The sequence below is a fragment of the Aliiruegeria sabulilitoris genome (assembly GCF_001558155.1).
In the GTDB taxonomy this organism is placed as follows: domain Bacteria; phylum Pseudomonadota; class Alphaproteobacteria; order Rhodobacterales; family Rhodobacteraceae; genus Tropicimonas; species Tropicimonas sabulilitoris.
The window spans coordinates 68,323-81,648 of the sequence record NZ_LOAS01000014.1; the positions used below are offsets into that span (position 1 = coordinate 68,323).

Consider the following 13,326-nt stretch of genomic DNA (forward strand, 5'->3'; position numbering starts at 1 on the left):
CGGCGATGCGGCCGGTCTGGGTTGTGCCCCTTCCAATCTTTATATTCACGTTTTGTTCTTATTGGGAGTCGTATTTCGGCAGTGATGGTCGCCCTGGTCCAAGGTCTCGGAAGGCTTACGGTCCCGATTGTCTTGCCAGCCAATCGGCCCATGCGGCCTGGAGCGCGGCGTCTTGTTCAGGCGCCACGTATACGGCAAGCTGGCTCTGCCCATCGGCAAACAGGGCGAGGCTGGCACCGGCCGTTCCGGGGCGGGAAAGCGTTGCCCCAAGGGGCATCTCATCGAGGGCATCCGTTTGAAAACACGGGAAGTTCTTCAATGCCTCCCCGAGTTCTGCAACCAAGGCCGTCTCGCCGCAATCACGCCAATCTCCGTCCGGCCCGCACAGCATGAGAGCCAGACTCAAAGGGTGGCACGTCTCGGCGAAATCTTCCAGAGACGGATCCCGATCCGTGGTGCCGTCGGCACCGATCGAAGAGCCTCCGTGCCCCGAAACGCGATAAAGTGCAGAGACGGGGAGGCCTGCTTCATCCGGCGCGGCCTGGTACATGGGTTGCCGGCTTTCGACTGAAAGCTCTCCTGCCACGGCGAATCGCTGCAGGGTGTCTATCAGCGCCGAAATCTCCTCCGATGCCGCATGGCTCTGCACGAGGCCGGAAGCGGGATGCCCGATCGCCCCGGCGACCGGTCCGAACTCCGCCCAGAACAGGCGACGGCTCCGAATTTCGAGAGTCATCTCTTCGCCCCGGTCATTGTGAAAGACCAGCCGGCGCGCCATGACGGTTTCGTCAATTTCATCGAGGATGCCGGAGAGGCTGGCCTGCAAGGGCCGTTGGCCGGTCTGGAATCCGTCTCCACTACAGGCGCCCAGCCGTTCGATCATGCGTGACAGGCTGACCCGGCGAAACAATTCGTCCTCCGGCACTTGCGCTATGAGGGTATGTTCAGTCATCCGCCGTCACCATGACGTGCAAGCAACGGTGCAGCTCCGCCAGAGGTGTCTCGGCCACGGCAAGGATGCACAGCACGTCGGAGGTCTCCGGAAACAAACGGGTGAAAACGCGGGTCGACTTCCGTCCCTGCAGCAAAACCTGCGTTGGCGGGGCGGACCCAGCCGGTTGGCCGGGAGGATTTTCGGCAGATGGGTTCAGCCAGAATGCGGCCGCTTCCAGAAGTCGATCATGATCTTCCTGGCAGAGAATGTCCTTCGCAACGGACCGAAGCACCGTTTTCGTTTGCATATCGCCAAAGACAACCGCCAGGCATCCGGGAATCTCCCGGTATAATCTGTTCAGCTGCTCGACAATGCTCATTGGAGGCGGTCTCGCCGGAGTAGATTCGATGTGAAGTCCCTCCAGATATGCAGCAGAAACCTTTCGGGAACCCTACCGGAGCTTGACCCGTACAGGTTTCGCTCGAGTCTCCTTGCGCATTTTACGATCGTGGCCTGGTCTGGGCGCCACGACGGGAGGGGCCCTTCAGGCTCACGCGCCGCGGTACGATCCGGGGGGCTTGATCGGCTTCGGGCTGTAGCTCCGATTGCCGGGGTGTTTCCGTTTCTCGGGACGGCAACGACACAGCTTCCGCCGTTGCGGAAGGCGAAACTTCCAGGGAAGACGTACCTTTGGCAATGCTCGCATTCACGCAGACGGCTGGCCGCTCCCCGGCAGGCGAGAAAGACATGATCAGTTCGAGTAGGGCGGTCATCAAACGTTCGGCCCCGCTTGCTTCCCATGCGTCGCGGTCCTCTCCGGCGGCGAGTGCCCGGGTAAGCGAGATCGGGAAGATATCCGCAAAAAGACCATCTGTCTCGCGCCGTACGCGTGACAGGACACGTTGCCGATCCCGTTCCTCAACGAGCTTGTCCATCCGTGTCAGCAACAGCAGGCTCCGTTCCTGCAAATGGACGGGCATTTCCTCCCAGGCCGCCGCCTCACTCTGGCGCCAGGCTTGAACGGCATGGCTGCACCACAAGACTGCATCCACCTCGGCAATCACCCGCTGCCAGAGATCTGCCGGCATGTTTGGGTCCGAGATCCCCGGAAAGTCGATGATGTCGCAAAGTTCCAGAACATTGGAATGCCGTTCGACGTGCAGATACTGCGTGTTCTCCAGCGGTATGTCGCCGATGCGCGCGAGATCGACATCGAAACGGTCACCGTTCTTGTCGACCCCGTATGGCGCGCCCGTTCCATGGTTGAGCCAGACCGGCGGCAACTGGGTGGCCGTTACCTTTACCGGCAGCGCGTTCGAGCCGATCAAAAGATTGGTCAGCGTACTCTTTCCGGCACTGAACTCGCCCATGACCGCAATGCGCGGACGACGCGCGACGCGCTCCTCCGCGCAATCGGGAATCGCTGCGCGACTGTTCGGCAAAGGGGGCGACTCGACCTTGAGTTGCGGATTGTGAAACATTGCGACTCCTTTCCTCTCAGGCGACGAAACGGCCGAGCCGCGCGACCGCATCAGCCAGCACTTCCGTTGCGGGGCCGACCTGATCCGGTACCCCTGTGCGCCCGGATCCACGGGATTCGAGCGTGGCGAGGATAGCTCTCTGTTCGTCAAGGAAGTCTTTAAGAACGCGCTGAATTTCTACGATGCACGGCTGACAATGTCCGCAAAGCAACCCGTCGAGGATCGGGCGTGTTTCGGCGTCGATCATGGCGTGAAACTCCGGGGCGAAGGCCTTGTAGCCGCGCCTTCGGCTCCACCAGCGCCGCCACCAGTTTCCCTTCAGGTCCAGCGCGATCGTCTGTCCGATCAGGACCGGAGGCGCGACCCGCGGCATAGTTGGGGGTTGAATCGCAAAATCCGAAGCCGGGCGCTGAAGGGCGGCGGCGTAGATTTCGGAGAGCCCATCGGCGGCCTGTTCGGCGGCCAGCGCTCCTGCGTCCTTCACTTGTCGGGAGAAGACCTGGAAGCCGGATCTCAGAAGCAGTCGGAGGCCGGTGGGGTCGTACTTCCAGGGCGCGAGCTCTCCGTAGCTATCCAGGTGCTGCACGAGCGCCATCGTTGCACGGTCCAAGAAGCTGCGATGCGAACGTTCGAGCCGTTGAGCGGCGCTTTCAAGCGCAACGGCAAGGTCCCTGTCGAGTTTCGACAAGACGCGCGCTTCCAGCTCCGACAGGGCAAGCTGCATCCGCCTTGTGTCGATCGACTTGTCGTGCGCGGCGGCCAGATGCGCGGGATTGGCGGCGATCGCGGCAGAAAGTCCCACGGCCAGGTTCATCGAATCGCGGGCCACGGAACAGATGCGTTCACGGGCCGCGCCTTCTGTCACCCGGCTCCAAATCGTGCTGTACAACTCCGGCACGCCCGATAGCCACCAGATCAATTCCAAAGCGCCGAGTTCACGCTCCATCTTGTCGGCAACATGTTCGGCATAGCCGAGCAAGACCGCGCTGGCGTCTTCATCAAGGGCAGACAGGTCTCCCTTCAGTGCCAGCGTCGCCCAATGGGCACTTCCGAAAACAATCTTGGCGTCCTTTGGGCCGTGATGGGATTCCAGTGTTGCCCGGATACTGTCGCGGATTTCCTCAATCTGGCCTGCGGGATCAGCGAGTTCGTCGATCCGGTTCACGAAGATAACCACTTCGCGGGATTGCACGTTGGAGATCAGGCGGATCAAGGCCATGTCCACCGTGCTGAGCGCTTGGTGCGCCGACAGGACGACCACGCAGAGGCGACTGTCGCGGATCGCCCCGATGGTGATCTGCTCGCGCATCATGAACGTGTCGTTCACGCCCGGCGTGTCGCGCAGGCAAAGGTTCATCGGCCAGCCGGGGCGGGCGATCTGCAGGTCCGCGGCCTTGGTGATGTCCGCGAAACGTCCCTGCGCCTCCGATCCCGGAAGTGGCGATTGCTCCTCGAAATCGTCGCCAAGACAGACATAACGTTCAACAAGCTCGCGTGTCAGGGTCGCGTAATTGTGGCTGGTGCCGAGCAGCAACTCGAATTTCCGCCCAAGGCGGCGGCGGGTCTTGTCGCGCATCGCCTCGATCTGAAGGCGGACCTTTTCGGCCTCTTCCTCAGCCCCGGAGCGGCCCGCCAGTTCGCCCACGCGCCCGCCTCTGCGGGTCAGCCTGTCCCAATCCTCCGGCTCGAAAAAGGTAAATCGGGCCGCGTAGGGGGCCGCGTCGGCGGAAGGGCCCATATGCAGAGAGGTCACGACCGACGTCCATGGGTTCACATCCGCCGGAAGCAGACCCGGCTCGCCGATCATGGCGTTGACCAGCGATGTCTTGCCGGCTTTCACCTGCCCGATGAAGGTGACCGCCGGTTCAAGGGAAAAGAGACTGTGCCGAAGGCGCTCCGCTGCCTCGACCGTTTTGCCGTCGGCGGCTGCGGAAAGCTCTTCCAGAACCGCCGACACTTCGCCCCTTTGCGCCAAGACGGGGGACAGCCCTTCAAGGCACATCCGAACGAGCGGGTCGGCCTCCGCCGATTCGCAGCCATGCGAGGGAAAAGCTTCGACCCTACCGGTGGCCGGCCTGTCATCGAGAGTGGCGGTGTTACCCAGCATGATCCCTCCTGTTGCAAGGTCTCCGTCCACGCTGCGCGTCCGGCTCGCTTCGGGCGTGGCGAAAACATGGCGAAAACATGGCGCATCTGTGCAATTGGTGCGGTTCCTGTTTCATGCGCAAAGCCGGGCTTCGCATTCGTGGCGCAGTTGCAGCATGAGCGCGACTGCATCTGCCATGGCCTCCTTGGTGGACTCGATCTGCATCAACACGACAAGGTCCGTGGCTTCGGCGAAAAGCTCCATCACCTCCGGCCCGTCCTGCATCGCCATCTCCGCACAGGCTTCGATCGACTCCATACAAAGCGCCAGAACGCCCGATTTGGCCCGGTCCAGTCGCGCGGGGTCCGTCGTCTCGCACAGGAGGACCAGTTCGTCAGCCTGGGCCGCGAGAAAGGATATGATCTCGGCGGTGGGCGCGGACGTCTCTGCGCGATCCCGGCATTCCGGTTCTTCCTGTGGAGGGGGATCCAGAAGCGTGGAGAAATCCGGTTGATCTTGCGCGTTCTGCGGCGGCGCGACAGCACGAAGCCTGTTCTTGCCATCGGGCGGACAATATCGCTCCAGAAGCAGCAAAGCGCCTTCCAGGTCTTCGCGTCGCGCGGATGCGACATGGTCCAGAAGCCCGGTCGTCAGCTGGTGGACCTGCGCGGCATCCCCGGCGAATCCGTTGATCCTAAAGAGCGAGCGGAACGGATGATCGAACCGATTGTCCACTGCTGTGCAATCCTCGCCCAAAAGGCAAAGAAAGCCGTGATCGAGAAATGGGCGCGGAAGGTTGTTCCAGATCGCTCTCGCCCGCAGATCTGCCGGCAGCGCGCAGAAAACCGCCATGTCACAGCGCTGCCCGGCCCAGTTGATAGCACCTGCCACGTCTCGTTCTGCACCTTCCAGCGGCACAAGGAGCAGGGAAAGGTGATCGAGAATAGGAAGCGGCGCGGTGAATTCGGCCATGACGAGGCTCCATGGATCCAGCTTGCGGAATTCCTCTGGCCGGATTTCGTGCCGCGATCCGGAGGCCGTAACGGTGGTGATGCTTTCTGCGGTGCCGCGGTGGACCAACATGGGAGGCATTCCCGCGCCATCAGGCAGGATGTCTGCGCCAATCAGGGCATTGGCCAGCGATGGCAGATTGCAGTATTCCGGACCCAGAACACCAACCCGCACCGGCGCGGACAGGCGCGCCAGAACGCCTTCTGCCCAGATGCGCGCATCTCTTGGAATCGAATCCGTGGCGATGGCGGCGGACAATTGCTCGACCAGGCGTTGCCCGGTTTGATCAGGTATCATCCCGACCCCTCAACGCTGGTGGGTGCGGGCAGATCCTGACGGAGCGAGACGCCAAGCGGGGAAGGTTCCGGCGATAGCTGGCGGAACCGCTGAAACAGGCGTCGCGCCCAGCCATGCCGGGGTTGCACGGCGCGCTCGGTGTCTGGAAAGAGCCGCAGGACGGAAACCGACAGGTTGTCCTGTTCGCGCGCACCGCTGGCCGCGACCTTCCGCAAGAGCCGGTCGACCAGATCTGTCGCAAAGCCATTGTCCGGCCGGGACAAGGTCGTGACCATCATTTCCGGCGACAAGGTCAGAATGCCGTCGCTGGCCGCGACGAGGAGGTCTCCTGGTGCGAGCTCGAACCCAGTTTGCGGACAATCGACTCGCCGCAGGGGATCGAACCCAAGCGCCGAGGTCAGGCAACTGCGATCCGGGTGGCTCGCGGCGATCTCCGGGTCCATCTCGCCCGCGCGGGCCAGAAGGTCGAATTGCGGGGCGAGGGAATGCACTTCGTTGAGTTGGCGGATCTGTCCGTCCCGAAGCAGGAAAAGCGGGCTGTCGCCGACGGACAGCCAGAACAGGCGCCCGCCATCGACGATGACGAGCAGGAGCGTTGCTCCCATGCCGTGTGTTTCCGGGTTGGAACATGCATGGGCAAGGATCGCTCGATTGGCCGCCTGTGCCGCGTTGACCAGCAGGCCGGGAATGTCGGTTTCCAGCCGCCCTTGCGCGTTTCGCCGGGCCGCCAGTTCGTCCAGCGCGGTCGTCACGGCAATGCGGCTGGCCAACGCACCGGCGACATGGCCCCCCAAGCCGTCGGCCAGCACGACGATTCCGCTCGCCCCACCCTGCGGGACATCGCAGAGCACCGCGTCCTCCTGCGCCTCCCGTGCGCCGAGGCTCAACCCGGTGGCGGCGTCAAGGCACAGCTCACTGGTGGGCGGCATCTTGGCCCTCCGTGCCGTCGTCCGCGGCAGCCCAGGAAAAGTCCTCGTCGCAAAAAGCAACGAATTGCAGGCTGGTTTCCCCGATCTTTATCCGGTCGGCATGCGAAAGGTCTTCGGTCGACAGGACCGGTCGGCCATTCAAGCGCACGATATTGGACTTGCCGCCCTGGCCGAGGAAAAAGCAATTCGTTTCGTCATCGTAAGCGATGGCTGCATGGTTGCTGCGCGAAATGGAACCATCGCCGAAGTCGAGGCAGACGGACTGGTCTTCGCCCCGACCGATACTGGACACACCGTTTGTCAGCGTGAAACAGGCGCCGCGTCCCGGCCCCTCCACGACAACGAGCCAACCGACCGGAAAACGCTGTTCCACGCGAGGGCCGGCTTGGGGGCCGGCGGCGAACGGGTCCTTCTGTGCAAGATCAGCGGTCTGGAAACCGAGCAGGCGCGTCTTGGCGCGGTGACCGTTGGACGGGGCCTCTGCTGGTGACAGGCCGGCCTGCGAAAACTGGGCGATTCGCGCCCGGGCAAGGGCGACGTCATCAGGCGCGAAGGCGGCGGAAGGCAGCGCAGGTTCCTCCGCCGTGTCTGGCAGGGCGGGACCCGCCTGCGGTTCCGCTTCGATGTCCCAGATCCGACGCCGTGCCGGAACGTCACCGGTCGCTTCGGCACAGGGCGCAGGGCGCGCGGCATCGGCTTCACTGCCCGTGACCCTTGGCCGAGCGATTCCGCCATGGCTTTCCATCGACAGGGACGCAAGCTGTGCTTCGCGCTCCCGCTCCGCCGGGGCCAGGTCCTCATTGGGCTCCGCGGTCAGTACGTCCGGAGGAAGGTCGAATGGTGCCTCGGCTGCAACGAGCCCGCCCGAGGCGTCGGTCGCCGCCGGTACAGGGTGCTTTCTACGAAAGAATTTCATGCTCCGTAGCCCTCCATCTGGCCAACCTGATCCGTTTCGCCCTGACGGCGAAACCCGCGCCATATCCGGCCAAACAGCCGAGGACGGGCGGTGCCTCCTTTATGCTCGCACAAGGTTTCGGAATGGTTTGCGGGATCGCAGGTTGTGGCCTCCTCCGGCAGGGCCCCGACGCGGGCCGCAGCGACGGCTTGCGCGGCCTCCTCGGCTTCCCGCATGGCCTGTTGCTTGAGCCTTATGCGTTTCTGCTCGAGCGCCTCTCGTTCCTGCGTTTCGAGCGCTTCGCGTTCCTGCCGCTCCTTTTCCGCGCGTTCCTGCTCGACCTTCACCACGGCATTGGTGTCTTCCACCAGCCGCTGGATACGGGCCGCGACCTCTGTCTCGCCCATGAGCGGCGCAGAGGCGGCCCCTGTCGTGGTTTCGTCAATCATGTCCCGCCATTGGCGAGCCGTCTGGACCCTGTCCTTGGCAAAGACGTTCAGGGCCCGGTCGATGGCCAGAAGAAAGCGGTCGTCATAGCCCGGCATGCGGCCTTTCAGCGGCACGTAGGGGTCCGGCCTCTGTTCGGCCAGCGCGGCCAGCCGCATATGGCTGTTCGCGGGCGCTTCCCCGGTCAGCAGGTGGTGCAGCGTGGCGCCGAGGGAGTAGAGATCGCCCGCCGGGCTCTGCGGACTTCCGGCGAGGTAGAATTCCTGCGGCGAGTAGCCGTCCTTGACCACCTGCAGCGCCGACAGGACGCGGCTTGCCCGCCGCGCCGTGTCCCGCGCGGCGCCGAAATCGATCAGGATCGGCTCGTTGTTCCGGTCCAGCAGCACGTTGTCCGGCGAGATGTCCCGGTGCAGAATATCCAGATCGTGCACATGGATGACCGCGTCCAGAAGCCTGCGGGTGATCTTGCGAATTTCCGGCGGGCCGAGGCGCGTCGGCTCGGCCTCGATCACGTCGAGCAGGTCCCGCCCCTCGACATAATCCAGCGCCATATAGGCCGTGCTGTTATCTTCGAAGACATCATGCACGCCGACGATATTGGGGTGGTCCAGCTTGGCAAGACGCCGCGCCTCTTCGACGAACAGGCGAACCACGGTGTCGAATTCCACCTGCTGGCTGCGGGTGCGCGCCCGGACCTCGTGATCGGCGCGGCAGCACATCGAGCTGGGGTAGCATTCCTTTAGCACGACCCGCCGTTCGAGGCTGTTGCGCGCCAGGTATGTGATCCCGAAACCGCCGGCATTCAGGAAGGATTCCACCCGAAATTGCCCGCGCAGAAGCTCCGTGCCCGGTGGCAGGCTGTCTGGCGGAGCCGCCAGGACATGCGGGAATTCGGTCATTGCACTGCTTCCTTCTCCGCCATGGGATTCGCTGCGCAGCACGCAGCTATTCGCGGGGACTACATTCTGTTGCGAATTGTGTCGCGAATGGGGCGCGCAGAATGCAAAGAAATTTCAATAAAGCTCTAAATTTAAAAGACTTTTTGGAAGATTTCCGAGTTTCCGGCGCGAGCGGCTGCAAATCGGCGCATGCCGGCTTCGAGCGATGGCAGCAGCCTTGCGAATGGTCTAGGCTTGTGGTGCGAAACAGGGGCGGAAGATCCATGCCAAGACTGTCGATTGTCGTGACATCCTACAATATCGAAGCCTTCATCGGCGAATGCCTGGCGGATATTTGCGGCCAGACCCTCGACGATATCGAAATCATCGTGGTCGATGACGGCTCCTCGGATGGAACAGCCGGGAAGATCGCCGAGTTCGCGTCCTGTGACGACCGCATCGTTCCGGTGCTTCTGCAAGAGAATACCATCGGCGGGGTTGCGACGGCAGCGAATGCCGGCATCGAACAGGCGCGTGGCGCCTATATCGGCTTTGCCGACGGGGATGATCGCTACGAGCCCGAAATGTTCGCGAAACTGCTCGCCGCCGCTGAGGCGCATGACGCGGACCTAGCTATGTGCAGCTATCTCAACTGGGACGCGGTGACAGGCCAGACCGCCATGCCGCCCGACGAGGAGCGATGGAACGAACTGGCGCCCTTGTCCGTGCTGGAGCTCGACGCGGCCGGCCGCCATCGGCTCCTACCGCTCAATGCGGTGCCTTGGCGCAAGATCTATCGTGCGGCGCTGCTGCAGGAGCAGGGGCTGCGTTTTCCGGTGGGGGATTTCTTCTTCGAGGATAACCCGTTCCACTGGTTCAACACGCTCTCGGCGAACCGCGTTGCCTTTGTCGATGAGCGGCTCTGCCGCCACCGGGTGAACCGGATCGGGCAGACCACGGCCACCGTCGACAGCAAGCTGCTGAAGATGTTCCGCCATCACGGGATCATCAAGCGCTGGCTGGAGGAAAACGGCCAGGATACCGAGTTCAGCGGCGACCTGCTGTCCTGGGCTTCACGGCAGCTCTCGTGGATCGGACGCAAATGCCCAACCGAGCTGCGGCGGGAGCTTTTTGAGGCCGTTCAGGCGGTTGTCGCGCTGCACGCGGAAGAGGAGCTGGGATCGCCTCAGACGCGAGCGGCCATCGGCAAACGGACGGCCAACCTTCTGCTGGCGGCACGGAACGGCGACTTCGACGCTTTCTGCCGCGATCTGGACCGGGCGGCGGCCCGTGCGCCCCGGCGTCGTTCCGCCGATGCTTCTACCGGGATCATGGGGCGAATGCGCCGGATTCTAGCGCGCTGACCGGGTCTTGAATCCGGGTTCAGGGGCGGCGCAGGAGCTGGTCGAACGCGCTTTTCCAATAGGAACTCCTGCGCGCCTTGCGGCGGTGGGACGGGCTGTAACGCTTCCAGCCCGAAAGCGGCGAGACCAGCGGTAACCGCTCGGCATTGCTGCCAAGCGCGTCGGAATGGGTCAGTCCGGCCAGCGCACCGATCTGTTCCGGCGTCGGGTCGTCCACGAGCTTTAGAAGTGGCAATGCCCAATGCGGCGTCGCCAGGGTCTCCAGCCGAAAATGCTCCAGCAGGTAGGCATGCTCGTCCAGGAAGTATTCCATGCCATCCTGAACCCTCACGGCCTTGCGGGCATAATCGGTCTCCTCGGCGCTGGGTGTTTCCAGCACCGGCGCTATATGGCCCGCCTCGTCGCGTGACAGGTCGATCGTCGTTCCGTGATCGGCCGTCATGGCGAATTCGAGCAGCTCGATCCCGCCCTGGTGCAGCGCCTTCTGGACCGGTTTCTTGTAAGCACCCTGAGTCAGGAAGCTGTGCATGCGAATGCCGCGCGCCTCGTTGAAGCTGCTGCTGGGAAGTTGGCCGAGGTAAAGCCCGACGAGACGGTCGCGCGCATTGGCGTCGGGCAGCGAATTGGCAAAGAGCCGCTGAATATTGCCGACCCAGCCGATATCGACAAACCCGATCCGATCCGCGCCTTCCATCGCCTGCAGGTAATAGGGCTGAAGCGCGGCGCGGGTTTCGGCATTGTTGCGCAGCACATCGGCGAAAGCGGTGTCGATTGCCTTCATGACCCGCCAGGCTTCCGCCGGGGCGATCGGGGTGTCGATATCCTCGACGCCGAAACGGTCCAGCTCCTCGCGATACTCCTCGGCATTCAGCCCGACCGCGCCGAAGGAACGCCTTGCGCTCTTGGCCCCGCGGCCAATGGTTATGCGTCGCGTCTGTTCGCTGTCCCATTCCCGCATGCCGGTCAGGTAGCCGACCTTGCGCGACATGTAGAAATACTCGGTCTCGATGTCGGCGAGACCCGCCCGCGCCTTGAGACGGTTGAAGAGCCGCATCGGCAGCTTGCCGTCCCGAGCGATGAACAGGAGTTTCTTCAGGTCCTGCTGCTGGCTTTGATGCAGGAGCCACAGGGTGAAGCCGAACATGAGCGGGCCGAAGACGCGGTATCCGATCCGTTCGAGCATGCCATCGGGCTGGAATACAATCGAGGGACGCTTGTCGATGAAGCCGGTGATGGCCGTGATGGCGTTTACCCCGAACGCGGTCTCGTCGGGTAGCGGGCGGTTGTCCACATCGGCCCAGTCCGCATAGGTCGTGCGCAACCCGAGCGCTTCGCCGCGCTCTACATCCGCCATGCGATTGTCGCCGACATGCAGCCAGGTGTCGTTCAGAGCCCAGCCCTGTTCGGCGCCAACCTTGCGGTAGAGTGCGCCCGAACGTTTCGTGACGCGGTGTTCGCCCGAGACATAGAGCGGATATTGCGCGGCGCCCTGGAAGCCCACGCGTTCGAGCTTCTGCGAAAGCCAGTCACCGGGCAGGTACATGTCGCTGATAAAGCCGATCTGCAGGCCCTTTCCGCGGGCGACATCGTAGCGGCGCATCCCGTCCGGGCTGGCAAAGAGCACGGTGTCTTCCAGTTCGAGCTCGGTCGCCTTCAGGTAATCGACAAGCGGATCAGGCAGGGCGTGATCGTTGCGAAGCTGTTCGAAAATCTCGTCCAGACAGATTTCGCCCTCCTCGGAATGCAGCAGTTGCGCCTTGCGGGCATCCTGTTCGGCCGCGCGCCGGTAGCCGGCATAGCCGTCGAGAAAGTCGTGGTGGAGCAGGGCGAAATCCGTTTCGAAAGCCTTCAGGCGCACCAGTTCGAACAGGTCCACGGGCGCACGGATCTTGCGGTGGAGCAGGGTGTCGAAAATGTCGAATGTGACGACCTGAACCTGGTCTGTCAGCTCGTTCCAGGGCCTCATATCCAGCGTTTCCTCGCCCGATTGAGCTTGGACAGCGCCGTGCCGATCTTCCCTTTCTGCTTCTTGGCGGGCGTGCGCGGGTTGGTGGGTGGCTTCGGAGTTTCCTTGTCATCCTTCCGGGGCGGTTTTGGGGGCGCAGAGGTTCTGGGCAGCGCAGAGAGCGCCTGAAGGATTCGGAGCGTTCCGAGCCCGGCCTCGCCTTCCCGACGCACCCAGCGATTTGTCAGCAGTGCGCCATAAGCTGCCTGATCGAGCGGGTCCGTCCGGTCGGTGGCGACATGGTGGAAGGCCAGCCGTTCCGCATGCACCCAGACATCGTTGCGCAGGCAGAATCTCTGGTGAAACTCCCATTCGGCCAGAAGCGGCAGTGTCGTGTCGTAGAAGCCGATTTCGCGCGCTTCCCTTCGGTCGAACAGGAAAGCGATGGCCGGAAATGGGTTCCCGACGACGATTCGGCGGATGTCGAGCACTCCGTCATGCAGGTCGTCGACGGATCCCGGCGGGTGCCAGTCGGTGACGGAATCGATGGTGATATGCGCGCCGCTCACGGTTTCTTCGACCGCCGCCACGCCCGATACGATGCCCTTCAGCCCGGGTAGAAGCGCCCGTTTCGTGTCATAGATCCGTGTCATGACGGCAAGGAAATCGGGCGACCAGCTATCGCATTCCGAATGGATGATCGCGAGCTCTGTATCGAGGCTGTCCAGCGCCCGGTTGATCGCTTCCGACTCGGTCTCAACATCCATGTCGGGCAGGAACGCGATGCGCGGGTCCGGTTCCGAGAGCACGACTTCGGCCACCCGGCGCATGTTTTCATTGGCCTCGGGGGATTGAGTGATGACGAGTCTCCAGTCACCGACGCTCTGCGCGCGGATACTTTGGAGCGCCCTGCGGAACAGTGCGGGCGTGGCTACCCGCGGCAGAACGATCCCAATTGTTTCGGTGCTGAAATCAGGCATAGGATCCAAAAACCTCCGAGCTGGACTCACGGCGGGAGACGCAGAAAACAGCGCGCCGCTCGGCAGCTTAAATGTGATG

The 13,326-nt window shown here is 63.1% G+C and carries 11 protein-coding genes; 1 reads left to right on the forward strand and 10 read right to left on the reverse strand.

The features are described from left to right. Positions 1-115 precede the first annotated feature (115 nt). The 8 genes from AX756_RS14670 to AX756_RS14705 form a co-directional block, all read right to left on the reverse strand. Positions 116-952 carry a hypothetical protein gene (locus tag AX756_RS14670; RefSeq protein WP_156461509.1) on the reverse strand — a complete coding sequence of 279 codons (837 nt, stop codon included), beginning with the start codon at positions 950-952 and terminating at the stop codon, positions 116-118. Continuing rightward, positions 945-1,313 carry a hypothetical protein gene (locus tag AX756_RS14675; RefSeq protein ID WP_068312947.1) on the reverse strand — a complete coding sequence of 123 codons (369 nt, stop codon included), beginning with the start codon at positions 1,311-1,313 and terminating at the stop codon, positions 945-947. Before AX756_RS14675 ends, AX756_RS14670 begins: the two co-directional genes overlap by 8 nt. Before the next feature lie 121 nt (positions 1,314-1,434). Beyond that, entirely contained in the window at positions 1,435-2,415 is a 981-nt protein-coding gene (locus AX756_RS14680; protein WP_068312951.1) for a dynamin family protein, read from the reverse strand. A 16-nt stretch (positions 2,416-2,431) separates the two neighbouring features. Continuing rightward, positions 2,432-4,522 carry a dynamin family protein gene (locus AX756_RS14685; RefSeq protein ID WP_068312953.1) on the reverse strand — a complete coding sequence of 697 codons (2,091 nt, stop codon included), beginning with the start codon at positions 4,520-4,522 and terminating at the stop codon, positions 2,432-2,434. 111 nt (positions 4,523-4,633) lie between these two features. After that, positions 4,634-5,809, reverse strand: coding sequence for a hypothetical protein (locus AX756_RS14690; RefSeq protein WP_068312955.1), 1,176 nt, complete (start codon positions 5,807-5,809; stop codon positions 4,634-4,636). Next, a complete protein-coding gene (locus AX756_RS14695; protein WP_068312958.1) occupies positions 5,806-6,738 on the reverse strand; it encodes a PP2C family protein-serine/threonine phosphatase in 933 nt (310 codons plus the stop codon). Before AX756_RS14695 ends, AX756_RS14690 begins: the two co-directional genes overlap by 4 nt. Then, entirely contained in the window at positions 6,722-7,654 is a 933-nt protein-coding gene (locus AX756_RS14700; RefSeq protein WP_068312960.1) for an FHA domain-containing protein, read from the reverse strand. The genes AX756_RS14695 and AX756_RS14700 overlap by 17 nt, the downstream gene beginning before the upstream one ends. After that, positions 7,651-8,979, reverse strand: coding sequence for a serine/threonine-protein kinase (locus AX756_RS14705; protein ID WP_068312962.1), 1,329 nt, complete (start codon positions 8,977-8,979; stop codon positions 7,651-7,653). The genes AX756_RS14700 and AX756_RS14705 overlap by 4 nt, the downstream gene beginning before the upstream one ends. Positions 8,980-9,242: 263 nt before the next feature. Here AX756_RS14705 and AX756_RS14710 point away from each other — a divergent pair, with 263 nt between their 5' ends. After that, positions 9,243-10,322, forward strand: coding sequence for a glycosyltransferase family 2 protein (locus tag AX756_RS14710; protein ID WP_068312964.1), 1,080 nt, complete (start codon positions 9,243-9,245; stop codon positions 10,320-10,322). A gap of 19 nt (positions 10,323-10,341) precedes the next feature. Here AX756_RS14710 and AX756_RS14715 read toward each other — a convergent pair whose 3' ends face one another. Both AX756_RS14715 and AX756_RS14720 read right to left on the reverse strand, forming a co-directional pair. Next, entirely contained in the window at positions 10,342-12,288 is a 1,947-nt protein-coding gene (locus AX756_RS14715; protein WP_068312966.1) for an HAD family hydrolase, read from the reverse strand. Further along, positions 12,285-13,247, reverse strand: coding sequence for a hypothetical protein (locus AX756_RS14720; protein ID WP_068312969.1), 963 nt, complete (start codon positions 13,245-13,247; stop codon positions 12,285-12,287). The genes AX756_RS14715 and AX756_RS14720 overlap by 4 nt, the downstream gene beginning before the upstream one ends. Positions 13,248-13,326: the final 79 nt, after the last annotated feature.

Bases quoted from the DNA above. Each gene is read 5' to 3' on its own strand.
- AX756_RS14715 (WP_068312966.1), bottom strand. From the start codon at position 12,288: ATGAGGCCCTGGAACGAGCTGACAGACCAGGTTCAGGTCGTCACATTC.
- AX756_RS14685 (WP_068312953.1), bottom strand. From the start codon at position 4,522: ATGCTGGGTAACACCGCCACTCTCGATGACAGGCCGGCCACCGGTAGG.
- AX756_RS14695 (WP_068312958.1), bottom strand. From the start codon at position 6,738: ATGCCGCCCACCAGTGAGCTGTGCCTTGACGCCGCCACCGGGTTGAGC.
- AX756_RS14670 (WP_156461509.1), bottom strand. From the start codon at position 952: ATGACTGAACATACCCTCATAGCGCAAGTGCCGGAGGACGAATTGTTT.
- AX756_RS14675 (WP_068312947.1), bottom strand. From the start codon at position 1,313: ATGAGCATTGTCGAGCAGCTGAACAGATTATACCGGGAGATTCCCGGA.
- AX756_RS14680 (WP_068312951.1), bottom strand. From the start codon at position 2,415: ATGTTTCACAATCCGCAACTCAAGGTCGAGTCGCCCCCTTTGCCGAAC.
- AX756_RS14720 (WP_068312969.1), bottom strand. From the start codon at position 13,247: ATGCCTGATTTCAGCACCGAAACAATTGGGATCGTTCTGCCGCGGGTA.
- AX756_RS14690 (WP_068312955.1), bottom strand. From the start codon at position 5,809: ATGATACCTGATCAAACCGGGCAACGCCTGGTCGAGCAATTGTCCGCC.
- AX756_RS14705 (WP_068312962.1), bottom strand. From the start codon at position 8,979: ATGACCGAATTCCCGCATGTCCTGGCGGCTCCGCCAGACAGCCTGCCA.
- AX756_RS14700 (WP_068312960.1), bottom strand. From the start codon at position 7,654: ATGAAATTCTTTCGTAGAAAGCACCCTGTACCGGCGGCGACCGACGCC.
- AX756_RS14710 (WP_068312964.1), top strand. From the start codon at position 9,243: ATGCCAAGACTGTCGATTGTCGTGACATCCTACAATATCGAAGCCTTC.